This window comes from Streptomyces violaceoruber, assembly GCF_033406955.1.
In the GTDB taxonomy this organism is placed as follows: Bacteria; Actinomycetota; Actinomycetes; order Streptomycetales; family Streptomycetaceae; genus Streptomyces; species Streptomyces violaceoruber.
In genome coordinates, this window is record NZ_CP137734.1 from 2,794,705 (window position 1) to 2,812,185 (window position 17,481).

8 protein-coding genes are annotated in these 17,481 nt (G+C 73.6%); 1 reads left to right on the forward strand and 7 read right to left on the reverse strand.

The genetic code is table 11. From position 1 onward, the window contains the following. Window positions 1–175 precede the first annotated feature (175 nt). Window positions 176–3,994, forward strand: a complete 3,819-nt coding sequence (locus R2E43_RS12120; protein WP_011030150.1) for a multifunctional oxoglutarate decarboxylase/oxoglutarate dehydrogenase thiamine pyrophosphate-binding subunit/dihydrolipoyllysine-residue succinyltransferase subunit — start codon at window positions 176–178, stop codon at window positions 3,992–3,994. A 98-nt stretch (window positions 3,995–4,092) separates the two neighbouring features. Here R2E43_RS12120 and fxsT (R2E43_RS12125) read toward each other — a convergent pair whose 3' ends face one another. The 7 genes from fxsT (R2E43_RS12125) to R2E43_RS12155 form a co-directional block, all read right to left on the reverse strand. Then, window positions 4,093–7,539, reverse strand: a complete 3,447-nt coding sequence (fxsT, locus tag R2E43_RS12125) for an FxSxx-COOH system tetratricopeptide repeat protein (RefSeq protein ID WP_003973689.1) — start codon at window positions 7,537–7,539, stop codon at window positions 4,093–4,095. Next, the gene (locus R2E43_RS12130; protein ID WP_332056193.1) at window positions 7,536–8,858 is read right to left on the reverse strand and encodes a CHAT domain-containing protein; all 1,323 of its coding nucleotides are present in this window, start codon (window positions 8,856–8,858) and stop codon (window positions 7,536–7,538) included. Before R2E43_RS12130 ends, fxsT (R2E43_RS12125) begins: the two co-directional genes overlap by 4 nt. Continuing rightward, window positions 8,851–10,818, reverse strand: coding sequence for a magnesium chelatase (locus tag R2E43_RS12135; RefSeq protein ID WP_332056194.1), 1,968 nt, complete (start codon window positions 10,816–10,818; stop codon window positions 8,851–8,853). The genes R2E43_RS12130 and R2E43_RS12135 overlap by 8 nt, the downstream gene beginning before the upstream one ends. A gap of 5 nt (window positions 10,819–10,823) precedes the next feature. Continuing rightward, complete coding sequence (locus tag R2E43_RS12140; protein WP_003973692.1) at window positions 10,824–11,765, reverse strand: AAA family ATPase; 942 nt, start codon at window positions 11,763–11,765, stop codon at window positions 10,824–10,826. Continuing rightward, window positions 11,762–12,169: a CU044_2847 family protein gene (locus R2E43_RS12145; protein ID WP_016327259.1), complete on the reverse strand. Its 408-nt coding sequence runs from the start codon at window positions 12,167–12,169 to the stop codon at window positions 11,762–11,764. Before R2E43_RS12145 ends, R2E43_RS12140 begins: the two co-directional genes overlap by 4 nt. A gap of 149 nt (window positions 12,170–12,318) precedes the next feature. Then, window positions 12,319–15,342 carry an FxSxx-COOH system tetratricopeptide repeat protein gene (fxsT, locus tag R2E43_RS12150; protein ID WP_030873017.1) on the reverse strand — a complete coding sequence of 1,008 codons (3,024 nt, stop codon included), beginning with the start codon at window positions 15,340–15,342 and terminating at the stop codon, window positions 12,319–12,321. 128 nt (window positions 15,343–15,470) lie between these two features. Further along, the gene (locus R2E43_RS12155; protein ID WP_003973695.1) at window positions 15,471–17,096 is read right to left on the reverse strand and encodes an aKG-HExxH-type peptide beta-hydroxylase; all 1,626 of its coding nucleotides are present in this window, start codon (window positions 17,094–17,096) and stop codon (window positions 15,471–15,473) included. Window positions 17,097–17,481: the final 385 nt, after the last annotated feature.

The following is a 17,481-nucleotide window of genomic DNA, read 5'->3' on the forward strand; positions in this document are numbered from 1 at the left end:
CCTCACGCGGCAGAACCTCGGTTGTTTCCCGCCATTTCCAGCGCCGAAACGCGGTCTGCAATGTGACTTACGCGACGATGAACGGGCCCGGTCTGACCTTCCGGGGTCGGTAGGCGTAGCCTTGATTCCCGCTGTCCACCATCTTGTGAAGAAGCGGAAGAGGGCGGTTCTCGCCGTGTCGCCACAGTCCCCCAGTAACTCGAGCATCTCGACCGACACCGACCAAGCGGGCACCGCGGGAAAGAACCCCGCGGCCGCGTTCGGTGCCAATGAGTGGCTCGTCGACGAGATCTATCAGCAGTACCTCCAGGACCCGAACTCCGTGGACCGAGCCTGGTGGGACTTCTTCGCCGACTACAAGCCCGGAGCGGCGGCGACCCCGACCGCCGCCGGCACCGTGCCCACGGACGCCGGCAGCACGCCACCGGCCGCCCCCGCCCCGCGGGCGCAGGCCCCGGCGCAGCCGCAGGCCGCCGCCCCGGCGCCCGCCCCCGCGAAGCCCGCCGCCGCCGCCCCCGCGGCTCCGGCCGCTCCGGCCACCAAGCCCGCCGCCGCGCCGGCCAAGCCGGCCGCCAAGCCTCAGGCGAAGGCCGCCGCGCCCGCCAAGGACGCCGGCGCCGCCCCCGAGGGCCCCGAGCTGGTGACCCTGCGCGGCCCGGCCGCCGCGGTCGCGAAGAACATGAACGCCTCGCTGGAGCTGCCCACGGCCACGTCCGTGCGCGCGGTCCCGGTGAAGCTGCTGTTCGACAACCGCATCGTCATCAACAACCACCTCAAGCGCGCCCGGGGCGGGAAGATCTCCTTCACGCACCTGATCGGCTACGCGATGGTGCAGGCCATCAAGGCCATGCCGACGATGAACCACTCGTTCGGCGAGAAGGACGGCAAGCCGACCCTGGTCAAGCCGGCCCACATCAACCTCGGCCTCGCCATCGACCTGGTCAAGCCCAACGGCGACCGCCAGCTGGTCGTCGCGGCGATCAAGAAGGCCGAGACGCTGAACTTCTTCGAGTTCTGGCAGGCCTACGAGGACATCGTCCGTCGCGCCCGCGACAACAAGCTGACGATGGACGACTTCACCGGCGTCACGGTCTCCCTGACCAACCCCGGCGGCCTCGGCACCGTCCACTCCGTGCCGCGCCTGATGCCCGGCCAGTCGGTCATCCTGGGCGTCGGCTCCATGGACTACCCGGCGGAGTTCCAGGGCACCAGCCAGGACACCCTGAACAAGCTCGGCATCTCGAAGGTCATGACGCTCACGTCGACCTACGACCACCGGGTCATCCAGGGCGCCGCCTCCGGCGAGTTCCTGCGCCAGGTCGCCAACCTGCTGCTGGGCGAGAACGGCTTCTACGACGACATCTTCAAGGCGCTGCGCATCCCCTACGAGCCGGTCCGCTGGCTCAAGGACATCGACGCCTCGCACGACGACGACGTCACCAAGGCCGCCCGCGTCTTCGAGCTGATCCACTCCTACCGGGTGCGCGGCCACGTCATGGCCGACACCGACCCGCTGGAGTACCAGCAGCGCAAGCACCCCGACCTGGACATCACCGAGCACGGGCTCACCCTGTGGGACCTGGAGCGCGAGTTCGCGGTCGGCGGCTTCGCCGGCAAGTCCCTGATGAAGCTGCGCGACATCCTCGGCGTGCTGCGCGACTCGTACTGCCGCACCACCGGCGTCGAGTTCATGCACATCCAGGACCCGAAGCAGCGCAAGTGGATCCAGGACCGCATCGAGCGCTCGCACACCAAGCCGGAGCGCGAGGAGCAGCTGCGCATCCTGCGCCGGCTGAACGCCGCCGAGGCGTTCGAGACCTTCCTCCAGACCAAGTACGTCGGCCAGAAGCGGTTCTCCCTGGAGGGCGGCGAGTCCGTCATCCCGCTGCTCGACGCGGTCATCGACTCGGCGGCCGAGTCCCGCCTGGACGAGGTCGTCATCGGCATGGCCCACCGCGGCCGGCTGAACGTGCTGGCCAACGTGGTCGGCAAGTCGTACGCGCAGATCTTCCGCGAGTTCGAGGGCAATCTCGACCCGAAGTCGATGCACGGCTCCGGCGACGTGAAGTACCACCTGGGCGCCGAGGGCACCTTCACCGGTCTGGACGGCGAGCAGATCAAGGTCTCGCTGGTCGCCAACCCCTCGCACCTGGAGGCGGTGGACCCGGTCCTGGAGGGCGTCTCGCGCGCCAAGCAGGACATCATCAACAAGGGCGGCACGGACTTCACGGTCCTGCCGGTGGCGATCCACGGCGACGCGGCCTTCGCGGGCCAGGGCGTGGTGGCCGAGACCCTGAACATGTCGCAGCTGCGCGGCTACCGCACCGGCGGCACGGTCCACGTCGTCATCAACAACCAGGTCGGCTTCACCGCCGCCCCGGAGTCCTCGCGCTCCTCGATGTACGCCACCGACGTGGCCCGCATGATCGAGGCCCCGATCTTCCACGTGAACGGCGACGACCCCGAGGCCGTCGTCCGCGTTGCCCGGCTGGCCTTCGAGTTCCGCCAGGCGTTCAACAAGGACGTGGTGATCGACCTCATCTGCTACCGCCGCCGCGGTCACAACGAGACCGACAACCCGGCCTTCACCCAGCCGCTGATGTACGACCTGATCGACAAGAAGCGCTCGGTGCGCAAGCTGTACACCGAGTCCCTCATCGGTCGCGGCGACATCACCCTGGAAGAGGCCGAGCAGGCGCTCCAGGACTACCAGGGCCAGCTGGAGAAGGTCTTCACCGAGGTCCGCGAGGCCGTCTCGCAGCCGGCGTCGGCGGAGCCCTCGGAGCCGCAGGCGGAGTTCCCGGTCGCCGTGAACACCGCGATCACCGCCGAGACCGTCAAGCGCATCGCCGAGTCCCAGGTCAACATCCCCGACCACATCACCGTGCACCCGCGGCTGCTGCCGCAGTTGCAGCGCCGCGCGGCGATGGTCGAGGACGGCACGATCGACTGGGGCATGGGCGAGACCCTCGCCGTCGGCTCCCTCCTGCTGGACGGCGTGCCGGTCCGGCTGACCGGCCAGGACTCGCAGCGCGGCACCTTCGGCCAGCGCCACGCGGTCGTCATCGACCGTGAGACGGGCGACGAGTTCACCCCGCTGCTGTACCTGTCCGAGGACCAGGCCCGGTACAACGTCTACAACTCCCTCCTCTCCGAGTACGCGGTGATGGGCTTCGAGTACGGCTACTCGCTGGCCCGCCCGGACGCGCTGGTGATGTGGGAGGCGCAGTTCGGCGACTTCGTCAACGGCGCGCAGACGGTCGTGGACGAGTTCATCTCGTCGGCCGAGCAGAAGTGGAACCAGACCTCCGGCGTCACCCTGCTCCTGCCGCACGGCTACGAGGGCCAGGGCCCGGACCACTCCTCGGCCCGCCCGGAGCGCTTCCTCCAGCTGTGCGCGCAGAACAACATGACGGTCGCGATGCCGACCCTGCCGTCGAACTACTTCCACCTCCTGCGGTGGCAGGTGCACAACCCGCACCACAAGCCGCTGGTGGTCTTCACCCCGAAGTCGATGCTGCGCCTCAAGGCGGCGGCCTCGAAGGCGGAGGAGTTCACGACGGGCCAGTTCCGCCCGGTCATCGGCGACGACTCGGTCGACCCGGCCGCCGTCAAGAAGGTCGTCTTCACGGCCGGCAAGGTCTACTACGACCTCGACGCCGAGCGGAAGAAGCGCGGCCTGACGGACACGGCCATCATCCGCATCGAGCGCCTGTACCCGCTGCCGGGTGCCGAGCTCCAGGCGGAGATCGCCAAGTACCCGAACGCCGAGAAGTACCTGTGGGCCCAGGAGGAGCCGGCGAACCAGGGCGCCTGGCCGTTCATCGCGCTCAACCTGATCGACCACCTGGACCTGGCGGTCGGCGCCGACGTCCCGCACGGCGAGCGCCTGCGCCGCATCTCGCGGCCGCACGGCTCGTCCCCGGCCGTCGGTTCCGCCAAGCGGCACCAGGCCGAGCAGGAGCAGCTGGTGCGTGAGGTGTTCGAGGCGTGAGCCTCTGACACCGACCACGGCCGCGCCGTGCAGGGCCCGGCTCCGGAACTCTCCGGGGCCGGGCCCTTCGGCGTTCCCCGGCGCACGCGGGTGCCCGGTCAGGTGCGCTGGGGTTCGAAGTCCCAGAACGGAGCGCGCCGGGCACGGGCCGACAGGGTGCGCGGGTGCTGGGGGCCGAGGGCGGCGACCAGTCCCTCCAGGGCCTGACTCTGCACCGCGTCGGACTGCCCGCGCCGCCCCCGCACGCGCAGTTCGGCCGCGAGGGCCACCTCTGCGAAGAGCGTGAACGGATGGGTGGATCCGAGGACGCGCGCCGCCGTGCCGGCCGTGTCCCGGCTCAGGGTGAGGGCACGGTCCGCGTCTCCGGCGTCCCCGTGCAGGATCGCCGCGTTGAGCGCGCAGCCCAACGTCCAGGGGTGGTCGCGCCCCACGGCGGCGTCCATGTCGGCCAGCGCGGCGTCGGCGAGGGCAGGTGCCCGGTCGTGCTCGCCCGCCCGGTGCAGCAGCAGGGCGTGGTTGGCGCGGGCGCCCGCGGCGTAGGGGTGGCCGGCGGTGAGCGTCTCCTCGTAGCGGCCGACGACGCGCTCGCTCAGCGCCCGAGCCAGGTCGAGGTCGCCGTGCTCCCGGGCGAGGCAGCTCCGGCCGGCGAGGAGCATCAGCACCAGCGGGTCGCTGTCGCCGAGCACCCGCTCACCCAGCTCCAGCGCCTGGCCGACGTGGTGGGCCGCCTCGTCGGTGTCGCCCACGGCGTAGTGGCACAGCGCGAGGTTGTGCGCGGCAAGCAGGGTCTGCCGGTTGTGGGCGCCCAGCGTGTCGCGCACCAGCCCCCAGTTGGCGTCCTGCCTCGACAGGGCCTCCTCGTGGCGGCCGAGCAGCCGGAGGTCGACGGCGCACGCGGTCTCCGAACTCAGCGTCCACGGGTGCCGGTCCCCGAGCAGCCGACGGCGATCCCGGAGGGTGGGCAGGTCGACGCTCAGGGCGTCCTCGTAGCGGCCCAGCAGCCGCAGCGAGACGGCCACGTTGTTCCGTGCGTTCAGGGTGCGGGTGTCCTGGTCGCCGAGGAGTTCGCGGTACGTGCCGTGCACCCGCTGCGAGATCTCCAGCGCCTCCGCGTAGTGCCCGAGGCCGCGCAGGTCGGCGGCCAGTCCGCCGAGGGCCCGCAGCAGGTCGGGATCGCGTTCCCCGCGCTGCTCGCTCAGGTGCCGGACGGCCGCCCGCTCGATCTCCATCGTGCGGTGGAAGTCCCCGGCCGCGCGCAGCAGGTTGGCGTAGTGGTAGGTCAGTTCCCAGACGAGGGGGTGCTGGTCGCCGAGGAGCGAACGCCAGATCCGGGTGGCGTGGCCGCCGAGCCGGACGCCCGCTCCGTACTCGCCCGACAGGTACAGGTAGCGCAGGCAGTCGAGGACCAGTGTCTGCACGGCCTCGTCGGTGGTCGCGAGGACGTCGGCGTACTTGAGGTGCGGCACGATCTCGGCGTACCTGGGCCACTGTTCGGGGGCCGCGGGCCGGCCGCGGCCGGCCGCGGCCAGTGCCCGCCGTACGACGCCGACGAGTTCGCGCCGGATCTCTTCCGGCATGGCCTGGTGCGCCATCTGGTGGACGACCCGGTGCACGTACAGGTTCTCGCGCTCCGGTTCCGCCGGGTCCGGTTCCACCCGGACGAGGGAGTGCCTCCGCAGGTGACCGAGGGCCCGGTCCCAGCGCCGGGGGTCGCTCAGCAGTCCGGCCACGGAGTCGGGCAGCCCGTCGTGCGGCATGCTCCGCACCAGGTGGACGGGGACGAGGCCCGGGGCGAAGAAGGTGCACAGCCGGAGCAGGACGACGGACTCCGGGGCGGTCTCGCGCAGTTCGGCCAGCAGGATCGACCAGGCCGTCCGGAAGGCCGGCGGGAAGTCCTCCGACACGTTCCGCGCCTCGCCGTCGGTGCCGTCGCCGTCCGCCAGCAGGGCCAGGTACTCGTCCACCGAACGGTCCGAGTCGTTCAGCCAGCCCACCGTCTGGGCGAGCAGCAGCGGCAGGTCGCCCAGGGCGTCGGCGAGCCGGTCGGCCTCGGCCGGTGTCGGACCGGGCGCGCGGCGGCGGATGAAGGCGATCGACTCGTCACGGGTGTACACGGGGACTTCGAGCAGTCCGCTGCCGTAGCGGCCCCACTCCGGGTTCCGCGAGGAGACCAGGACGTGTCCCGGGCCCCTCGGCACCAGGTCCTCGATCTCCTCGGGCTCGTCGGCACCGTCCAGGACCAGCAGCCACCGGGAGCAGGGCTCGCCGCGGCGCAGCGCGTCCCGCACCGCGCGCAGCCGCTCCCCGTACTCCTGGCCGGTCCGCAGACCCAGTCTGGGGGCGAGTTCGGCCAGTTGGCGGCGGCAGTCGGCCCGCTCCTGGGCGTTGACCCACCAGACCACGTCGTACTCGGGGCCGAGCCGGTGCGCGTACTCGGCGGCGAGCTGCGTCTTGCCCACTCCGGACATGCCGTGCAGCGTCAGCATCCCTTCGCCCGGCCGCGCACCGCTCAGCAGGTCGTGGATCTCGTCCAGCAGGGCCTCACGACCGGTGAAACGGGTGTTGCGACGCGGCACGGCGCCCCACACCCCCGGCGCGTCCGCCGGAAACCGGGGCCCGGTCCTGGCCTCGGCTTCCTCGGTGACCGGCTCGGACGGCAGGCCGAGCCGCTCCAGCAGGCGCCGCTCGGCCTCCTCGGCCCGCAGGCCGTGGAGTGCGGCGGGCGCCAGCAGGGAGACCTCCGACGGGAGCGTGGCCCCGGTGACCGACACGGCCGCGAACCGGGCCGGGTGAGGGGCGACGACCTCACGCAGGACCGCGTTCCACTCCTCGTGCTGGTGCGTGCCGTCGCCGAAGTAGGGGGCGTTCAGGACGAGCAGGGCCCGCCCGGGCGCGAGGGTCAGGTCGCGCAGCAGGGCCGCCGGGGGGACATCTGCCGGGGAACCCCGGCGCAGCGGCACCACCCGCACCCCGCGCCGCTCCAGCCGGTCCCCGATCCAGGCCGCCCAGGCCCGGTCGGGACCGGCGAAGCTGATCGTGACCGTCCGCCGGTCCGGGTCGGGTCGCACGGTGGCCGGGGACGGGCGGGGCAGGGGCATCCGCGGGACGTTCTGCGGCGTCGGTCCGCCCGGGGCCCGTACCCCCGCGGCACCGGTGGCCGCGTGGATCTCGCAGCGCAGCTCCGCCTTGCGGACCGGCACGCCCCACTGGTTGCTGACGGTCAGCCACAGCGAAGCGGGGCCGAGGTCCGTGCCTGCGGAGACCCGGAACCGCGCGGGACCGTAGGTGCCGCCGAAGCGGTGCAGGACGACGTTCGGTTCGCCCAGGGCGGAGCAGTCCAGGTGCGGGGCGCCGTCCAGGGTGACGGTGAAGGTGAACTCCTCCTCGGGGTGGGGCCACTGGGCCGGTGTGCCGTCCGGAGAGGGTAGGGGGCCGCGCAGATCGACGGTGACGAGGTAGTCGCCCCCCGCCTCCGCCTGCCGGGGCCACGCGACGACGGGCTCGATCAGCAGCGGTTGCCCGGACGGCCGTCCGGCGGCGCTCACCGGCCGCCTCCCCCCTCGGTACCGAGCGCGTCCACCGCGGTGAGCCGCAGCGCCGTCCCCGGATGCCCGTAGTAGTGGAACATGAACGCGTACAGGAGCCGCAGTACCCGTTTCTGGCCCACGACGTCGACCTGTCCGTCATCGTTGCGGACCCGGGGCAGCTCCGCCAGGGACCCGAACTCCTCCAGTGCCCGCACCCGGAAGTCCCGCAGCGTCCGCACCACCGGGCGGTGCGGGTGCTCGGCCACCTCGCGCACCAGGCGCCGCGCCATCGCCCGGGCCTCCAGGTCGCCGACCTTTCCGGAGCTGACGATGCAGCCGCCCGCGCCCTTGCGCAGGAACAGCTCCGCGAACCCGCGCAGCGCCTCCTCCCCCTGGGCCCGGTTGTCGACGAACCGGCCGGAGTCGCAGGCGTTGAGGCAGACCAGCGAGCCGTCCCGGCGCAGTACCGACATCGACTCGCCGTTCAGCTCGGCCCAGGTCCGGTCGCCGAGCGTGAGGCCCGGCACGGCCTCGCCGTAGGTGCCGTGACAGCCCAGGTAGACCAGTCCGGTGCGGTCGTCCTGGGTGTCGAGGTCGCTGAGGAAGGGCGTCATGCGCCGGTGCAGCCGATGCGCGTACGAGGTGAAGACGCGGCCGTCGTCCGCCATGTCCTGGTGGAGGTAGCCGAGCACCCGGCCGTGGCAGTCCCCGGTCTCGGCGGGCAGACCGCCCTGGCTGAGATCACGCACGGTGGTCCAGCGGGCGACGGCGATCACCGCGCCCAACGGGCCGCCCGCCAGGCCGGCCGCGGCGTCCCCGGGCAGCAGGAGCAGCTCCCAGGGCAGGTCGTATCCGGTGTCGTCCCACACGACCAGCCGCAGGTCGTCGCCGTGCCGGGCGCGGATCCGGTTGACCCAGCCGGCGAGTTCGTACTGGTTGTCCGACCACAGGCGGATGCCCCGCAGCACCTCCGAGGGGTAGTGCCCGTCGCCGTCCTGCCGCAGCCGGGCGAGGCTGACGGCGGGAGCGGGCCGGCGGGTGGGCCCGGCCGCGCAGGTCACCGACAGGTCGCCGCACCAGCCCTGCAGCCGGTATCCCGGCAGTCCGTCGGCCCCGTCGGCGCGCAGGACGCGCAGCACGGCGAAGCCGTCCTCCAGGCGTGCGCCGGGCCGTGCGTCGGTTCCGCCGAGTCCGGCGGGCGGCTCTTGGGCGCGGCGCAGGTTCAGCACCGAGGCGGCGGGGCGGCGGGCCACGGCCCTCAGTCCCGGCAGGGCCGCCCGGAGTCCGGCGGTGCCGTTGCCCGGGAGTCCGCGGGTCCCACGGCGCGGATCACTCACCGGCGGCCTCCGCCCCGGGCGCGTGGCGCCCGTCGACGACGATCGCCCCGAGCCGGTCGGCGAGGACGTACGGCAGGTCGCCGTACGGTTCCCGGCCCGGGTCGACGACCGCCACGTGCAGCCGCGTCCGGTCCATGGCGCCGATCCGGGCGGCGGCCTCCACCGCGTCCTCGACCCCTGCGGCGGCCACGGGGCCGGCGAGCCGTCCGGTGTGGCTGACCCGCAGCGGGACGTTGCCGCGGCCGTCGGTCACGACCACCAGCCACGCCTCCGCCGGCCCGGTGCCCTGTCTGCGCAGCAGCCGGCGCAGCGTGTGCGCCGCGAGTTCGACTCCGTGGGCGAGCGGCGTCGCCCGCCCTGCCCGCCGGTACAGCGCGCCCGGCACCCGGGGGTCCAGGACACCGCGGGCCGTGAAGGACCCCGCGCGCAGCTCGTCGGCCGCGTCCGCCGCGCCGACCTCGATCACCTGGACCGCGGCCCGGCTCGTGTACGCCCACTGCAGGAAGGGGGCGAGGACCTCCGGCCAGTTTCCGTCCCCGGTCCCGCCCCGGCAGGTGTGGTCCAGGAGCAGCACCAGGACCCGCTCGGGGGCGGCGGCGCGCACGTTGCTGTGCAGATCGACGGGCGAGACGGTGAACCGTTCGGTGCCCCGGGCCCGCTGGTGCACGGCGGCCTCGCGCACCGTGCGGGCGTGGGCGATGTCCCGGAGGTCCGTGGCGCGGCGGGTGCCGATCACGGTGCCGCGGGTGGAGACCGGCCCGGTGCTGCGCCGCCGGGGACCGCTCAGCGGCACGGTGTCCCGGGCCGCGGCCGGCTCGTCCTCCGGGTAAGGGCTCCCGTCGGCCGGGGAGGGCGCGGCGCCGGGTGCGGTGCCGATTCCCTCGGCGGGTCCGGTGTCCAGCAGTCCCCGGTCGCCGTCGCGCGGCCGGGGTCGTCCGTCCCCGCCGGCGGCGCGACGTTCCGGGACGGTGCCGGGCAGGCCCGTCGGTCCCGGCGCCGGGCCGGGTGGCTCCGGGCCGCTCTCCGGGCGGCCCGGCGCGTCCTGAGGCACGGCCACACCGATGAGCCGGGCCGCGGCGTCGCTGTCGTCGGCCGAGGCCGACGGGCGGCCGTGCAGCGCCGCCAGGGTGCGGGCGAGGCGCAGGATGGCCAGCTCCCGGCGGACCCCGGCGTCGGGCCCGAGCAGCTCCCGTGCCCGGCCGATCGCCGCGTCGCCGACGGGCACGGGCCGGACGCCTCCCGCGGCCGCCGAACGCCAGGCTGCCGGGAGCCCCGCGAACAGTGCCTCCCCCTCGCCCGCCGCCGCTCCCGCCTCCGGTCGCGGGCCCGTCTCCGCGAGTGCCTCGCGCACACCGGGCAGCCGCAGCCCCGCCGCCGACAGCCGTACGGCGCACCGGTCCAGCAGGTGCCGGCTGACCCGCCCCACGTCGGCGCTGCGGCAGACGGCCAGCCAGCGGGCCCGGGGCCGGACCGTCCGGCGCGGTCCACCGCGTTCGACGGTCACGACGTCGGCGCCGAGCAACTGCACCGCGGCGCGCATCCCGGCGACGCTCAGCCGCGCGAGGTCGGGCACCACGACCAACGGCGGCGCTCCGTCGGCGTCGTCCCCCTCGGTCAGGGGGCCCGGCTCGGTGCGGACGGTGATGCCGTGCTCGCCGCCGCGGATCCTGATGCGGGTCCACAAGTCCTCGTCCCGGTCCGAGGCACCCAGTACGAGCGGCGGTCGCGCCGGTTCGGCGGCTCCGGCGAGGACGGCGCCGAACAGCCGGGCGACCGGGTCGACGAGCCGGGGATCCAGGTCGACGAGCAGGACCCCGGAGAGGGCCGGATCGGCCGCCGCGCAGACGAGCGCGAGGCCGAGCCGGCGCGCCGGGTCGTCGGGCGGGGCCGCTCCGCCGGCGGTGCCGCCCTCCGGCGGTGGGCTGGGGGACGTGGGCGGGCGGGGCGGGACGGCTGCCATCTCGGTCAGACCTCGAAGAGGTCCTGGAGACGGGCCTCGTCGTCCGGCTCCCAGTCGAAGGTGTCGCCGTGCACCGCTTCCGGCCGCCGGTGCCGCAGGGCCATCGGCAGGACCCGGCGCAGGTGCCCGGGGGTCACCCGGTCGGCATCCTCCAGGGCCGCCAGTGCCCGGGCCGCCAGCACGGCCACGATCTCCCCCCGCTGACCCACCGCCTCGGTCCGTTCCGCGGCCCGTGCGCACAGCTCCAGGACGTGGTCGGGGACGTCGACGTCACGGACCCGGCGCCGGGCGGCCGTCAGCCGGTCCCGGGTGCGCGCGTCGTCCCGCCGGGCGGCGGAGAGCCACGCGGAGTCCTCGCGTTCCAGCTCCAGTTCGAAGTCGAGCACGGTGCGCAGCAGCAGGTGTCGTGCCGTCGCGTCCAGTGTCTCGGCGGTGACCATCAGTCCGAAACGGTCCAGCAGTTGGGGCCGCAGCCCACCCTCTTCGGGGTTCATGGTGCCGACCAGACCGAACGACAGGTACTTGGCGGTGTCCAGCCCCTCGCGCTGCACGGACAGGACACCGGTGGCGGCGACGTCCAGGATGATGTCCACGAGGTGGTCGTCGAGGAGGTTGACCTCGTCGACGTACAGCAGTCCCTTGTCCGCCGCGTCCTCCAGCAGCCCGGGCTGCGGCCGCGGCTCGCCCCGGATAAGCGCGTCCAGGTCCCAGCCGCCGACGACGCGGTCGTCGGTGGCGTTGATGGGCAGGGTGACCGGCAGCTCGCCGTGGGCCATCAGCGCGAAGGCCCGTACGAGGGTCGACTTGGCGGTGCCGCGCGGTCCGGCCATCAGCACGCCGCCGATGCGGGGGACGACGTGGTGGAGCTCCAGTGCCAGCTTGAGCTCGTCCTGGGCGACGACACGGGAGTACGGCAGGATGCGCGGCTCCGGCACCGCGCCGCTCACGAACCGGCCCCGTCTGCCGCGCCGGTCCCCTGGCCGTCGGGAGCGGCTGCGGGGGAGGAAGCGGGGGCAGTCTGCCAGCGGAGCGTGATCTGGAGCTGCGCCTCGGCCCCGCTCTTGACGAGGGTGGCCACCCCGGCGTCGATCTTGATGGCGAGCTGCATCTCGATCTCGTCCGGCCGAAGCCCCTCCTGCAGCTCGCCGAAGCGCCGTACGGCCTGGGCGGCGCATCTGCGGGCGAGGTCCAGCCCGTCGGTGTAGACGTCCCGGGCCACCCGGACGACTCGCTGTCCGGCGCCGTCCCGGGTCTCCTCGTCGCCGAAGACGAGGTCGAGCCCGTCGGCGGCGGACGGGTCGAGGTGCGCGTCGACCTCGACCGGTATGGGCCCGTCCGCGCCTTCCGGCACGGGGCCCAATAAGATCACCACACGCTCCCCCTGGCCCAACTCGTGTGTGTTACAGGTGTGTTGAGTGGACCCGTGTTCTTCCCCGGGGCGCGGGGGGTTATGCACCCCGGGGCAACGAAGGTGACCGGCCGGTCTCGTCCTTCGCGACGTCAGGTGGTCTGGGGCTCGAAGTCCCAGTACGGACGGTTGCGGGAACGGGCGGAGACGGTGTGCGTGTGTTTGCTGCCCAGTGTCGCGTCGAGGTCGGACAGTGCCTCCTGCTCGACCTTCTCCGCCTGCCGGCGGTCCCGCAGGCCGCGCAGGTCCGCCGCGTACGCGATACGGGTCGACAGCGTGAGCGGGTGCGTCCGCCCGAGCGACTCGATGGCGCGCGCCGCCGTGTCCCGGCTGAGTTCGGCGGCCCCCTCGGTGTCGCCCACCAGGTTCCGCAGCGCGGAGGCGTTCAGGGCACAGCCGACTGTCCAGGGGTGGCTCTCGCCGACGGCCTGCGTCATCTCGGCCAGCGCCTGTTCGACGAGGACGTGGCCGTGCTCGCGTTCGCCGACGTTGCGCAGGATCAGTGCCTGGTTGGCGCGGGCCCCGGCGATGAACGGGTGCCCTGCGGGGAGCATCATCTCGTAGCGGGCGACGACTGCCTCGCTGAGCTCGCGGGCCTGGTCGATGTCGCCGTGTTCGCGGGCGTAGCAGCTCTGGCCGGTCGCGAAGATCAGCGTGAGCGGATGGGTCTCGCCCAGTACACGTTCTCCGCGCTCCAGGACACTGCTCAGCATCGTTCCCGGCTCCTCGCCGCGAGGTGCCCGCTCGCCGAGGCGGTACCGGCACAGCGCCAGGTTGTACTCGGCCTTGAGGGTCTGCGGGTTGTCCGGGCCCATCACGATGCGGTTCTCGCGCACGTTCTTCGCCTGGAGGGACTCGGCGTCGGCGTAGCGGCCCAGCAGGCGGAGGTCGATGGCGTACGTGATCTCGGAGCTGAGCGCCCACGGATGGCGGGCGCGCAGCAGTTGGCGACGCGCCTCCATGGTGCTGCGGTCGGTCTCCAGCGTCTCCTCGTAGCGGCCGAGCAGGCGCAGGGAGACACCCAGGTTGTTCTGCGCGTTCAGGGTCCTGGAGTCCTGGTCGCCGAGGAGTTCGCGGTAGGCCGCCAGGACCCACTGGGAGAGTTCTAGGGCCTCGTCGTAGCGGGCCAGGCCGCGCAGGTCGCCGCCCAGGCCCGCGGCGGCGCGCAGGTGGTCGAGGTCCTGCGGTCCGCGTTCCTCCCTGAGGTGCTCGACCGCGTCGCGGCTGAGGGCCTCGGTGCGGGCGTAGTCCCCCATGGCGCGCAGCAGGTTGGTGTAGTGGTAGGTCAGCTCCCAGATCCGCGCGTGGGTCGGACCGAGCAGGCGGCGCCAGGCGGTGAGGGCCCGCTCGCCGAGTTTGATGCCGGCCCGGTACTCGCCGGAGAAGTACATGTAGCGCAGGCAGTTCAGGACCATGCGCTGGACCTTCGCGTCCTTGCTCTTGAGGACGTCCGCGTACTTCAGGTGCGGCACGATCTCCGCGTAGCCGGGCCACAGCCGGGTTTCGGTCGGCCGGCCCGGATCGGCCGCGGCGAGGGCCCGCCGTACGACGTCGATGAACTCGCTGCGGTCGGCGTCCGGCATGTCCTTGTGCACGATCTGGTGGACCATGCGGTGCAGGTAGAGCGATTCGCCGGCGGACACCGGTTCGTCGAGGGACGCCTCGTGGGACTCCAGCCGGACCACCGAGTAGGTGCGCAGCTGGTTGATCGCCTTGTTCCACAGCAGCGGGTCGTTGAGCAGTCCGGCGAGCTGCTCGGGCAGCTCGTCGACGGGCATCTCCTTCAGCAGGCGTACGGGGATGAAACCCGGTGCGAAGAAGGTGCACAGGCGCAGGAGGTCGACGGACTCCGGGACGGTCTCCCGGAGTTTGTTCAGCAGTATCGACCAGGCGGTCTGGAAGGCCAGCGGGAAGTCCGCCGACACCTTCACCACATCGCTGTCGATACCGCCCTCCAGCAGGGCGATGTACTCGTCGACCGACAGGTCGGAGTCGTTGAGCCAGCCCGCCGTCTGGTCGAGCAGCAGCGGCAGGTCGCCCAGCGCCTCGGCCAGTTGGTCGGCGTCCGCCTCCGACAGGCGGGGGGCGCGGCGGCGGATGAACGCGACCGACTCGTCGCGGGGATAGACCCGGACCTCGAGCAGCTTGCTGTTGTGCTCGCTCCACTCGGGGTTGCGCGAGGTGACGATGACGTGTCCGGGCCCGGTCGGCAGCAGGTCCCAGATCTGGTCCGGCTCGTCCGCCCCGTCGAGGACCAGCAACCACCTCGAGTAGGGCTCCCCGCGACGGAGCGCGTCGCGTACCGCGCGCAGCCGCTCGCCGTACTCCTGACCGGTCCGCAGGTTCAGTTTCGGGGCGAGCTCGGCCAGTTGCCGCCGGTAGGTGACGCGCTTCTCCGCGTTCACCCACCAGACGACGTCGTACTCGGACCCGAAACGGTGTGCGTACTCGGCGGCGAACTGGGTCTTGCCCACCCCGGACATGCCGTGCAGGGTCAGCACACCGGCGCCGGGCTCGGAGCTCTGGAGCAGGTGGTAGGCCTCGTTGAACAGCGGCTCGCGGCCGGTGAAGCGGGTGTTGCGCCGCGGCACCACGCCCCACACGTCCGGCATCGCCGCCGGGAACCGCGGCGCTCGCCGTGACTCCGCCGAGGTCTCGGCGAGCGCCTCGGACGGCAGGTCGAGCCGGTCCAGCAGGCGGCGCTCCGCCTCCTCGGCGCCCATGTTGGTCAGGGCGACCGGTGCCAGTACGGCCGCGGCGGCCGGGACCGCCGCCGTGGTGACCGACACGGCCGCGAACCGGGAGGGGTCGGGGGCGACGATCTCGCGCAGGGCCGCGTTCCACTCCTCGTGGGTGCGCGGTCCGAGCTGGAAGTACCACTCGCTGACGATGATGAGGACCCGGCCCTCGGCGAGCGTCAGGTCGCGCAGCAGGTCCACCAGCGGGACATCGGCCGGGGAGTCCCAGCGCAGGGGCACCACCCGTACGCCACGCCGCTCCAGCCGGTCCCCGATCCAGGCCGCCCAGGCGCGGTTGAAGCCTGCGAAGTGGATCGTGACCGTCTGCCTGGCGGTCCCCCTCTCGGCCGTCTCGACCGGCTTGCGAGCTCCAGACATGCAGTGGCCTCCAGCACGTAGTACCGCAAAATCCTAGGACCCCGGAGCGTCGCGCGTAAGTCCGCCGACCGACGGCAACACCCCCTGTGCGGACGATCTTTCCGTACCCGGCCTCCGCGCGTGGGCATTCATCCGTTAGAGGGCGGGAGCGTGGAGGCGTGACGCCGGGTCCACAGTGTGCGCGCGGAGGCCACGTACGCCTGCGCGCGTGCGACGTGGCCCCTAGGCGCGGGATGTTCCGCCATCCGTTCGTGGGTGGCGGCCATCTCGTCGACGAACCGGCGTCCCCGCACGGTGAGGTCGGGCGAGCCGACGAGGGCGGGCAGGGCGGCCCCGACCTGGGCGCGGTAGCGCGCGTGCTGGGCCCACGCCCAGTCCCGGTCCGGCAGCCCGTCGACGAGTGCCCGGCGCTGGTGGAACGCGGCCAGCGCGAGGTGCGAGTACGTGCCCTGGAGCAGGCCGTCGTAGGGCCGGGGATCGGCGCGCCAGGGGGCGAAGTACCGCGCCGCGGGCCCCGCTCGGTGCAGGGTCACCAGGTCGCTGAGAGCGGCGAGTTTGGCGTGCTGCAACTCGTGGACGAGGGTGGCGGCGAGGGTCACGGGGTCGGGCGGGGTGCTGCTGAGGAGGGCACCGAACGCCTCACGGCGGGTGGCGCTGCAACTGCCGCGGCCGGTGCCGACGTCGTGGGGCGTCTCCAGCGGGACGAGGCAGCGCAGCAGCGCGCCCGCTTCGGCGAGGCGTTGCGCGCCGCCCGTGCGGAGCGCGAGGGCCGTGCCGGACCAGGCCTGCAGCCAGCGTTTGCGTTCCGCGTCGTCGAGGGCGAGCGGTGTGCGCAGGTCGCCGTGGCCGGGGCCGTCGGGCAGCTCGCGGTACGGGTCGAGGTCGTCCAGCGGCAGGGGCGGTGCCGTCGGGGTGAGGCCGGGGAGCGCGTGGGCGGGCGTCCAGGCGAGGGCGCCTGACCAGGCGCCGACGCCGCTCTCCAGGTGGACGGTCACGTCGGGGGCGTCGGCCTGGCGCAGGACCAGCCGGCCTTCGGTGCAGGTGACGTCGACGGGTACGTCGCCGGACCGGGCCGTGTGCAGGGCGCCGAGCGAGGGGAGGGCGAGGACTCCGGCGCGGGCCGTGAGCCGGGTGCTGAACGGGATGCCGGCACCGGCGGCGACCACCGCGGCGATCGCGCTGAAGTGCGCGAGGTCGCGCCGCAGCCGCCGCTCCCGCTCGCCGCCCGCCGGCCCCGGGGCGGCGTCGAGGCCACGCAGACAGGAGCGCGCCCAGGGGCCGGTGAGGGGATGGAACAGACGGGCACGCGCCGGGTTCGCGAACCGCGCGTCGCCACCGGCCGGAGCCGCACCGGCTCCCGCCCGGCTACGCCACGCACCGGTCGGCGCGTCGTCGGCGGCATGGGTACTCCACGCACCGGTCGGGGCGTCGGCGACGGCGCTCGTACCCCGCGCACCGGGCGGGGCGTCGCGGTCGCGGCGCGTTGCCGCGCGGCCGGGCCGGTGCTCCGAGGTCGGCGCGCCCGGCGACGGGAGCCGGTCCGCCTCGGTCAGCAGCGCCCAGTCCGCGCGCAGCCTCGCCTTCTGCGCGGCGGTGCAGACGGACCGCTCCGCCCCCTCGGCCGCGTCGAGCACCGCACGCAGCAGGAGCAGCCGCCGCGTGTCCTGGTCCCGCACGAGGAGCGTCAGGGTGTCGGATCCGCCCTCGGTCCGGGCGAGTTCGAGAAGGGCCCGCTCGGGAACGACTGGAAACATCACGAGGCGCCCCCTTCGGCCGGGCCCGTCCCGGCGGCAGCCGAACCGCTGACAACCGGCCGCACCGAGGCCGCGCCGGCCGACGCGGGACCGGCCGAGGCGCCCGAACCAGCCGACGCCGGCCCAGCGGGCGCCGGAGCGGTCGCTGGAGCGGTCACCGTCGGCCCGGCCGGCGCTGAGCCGACGGCGGAGGAATCGGCCGACGCCGGGCCGACGACCGACACACCGGCCGACGCCGGGGCGGAGACGGACGGACCAGCCGAAGCCGGTCCGGCCGGCGCTGGACCGACTGCGGAACCGGCCGACGCCGGGCCGGCGGCAGAGGTACCGGTCGGCGCTGGTCCGGCGGCAGAGGTACCGGCCGGCGCTGGGCCGATCGCCGACG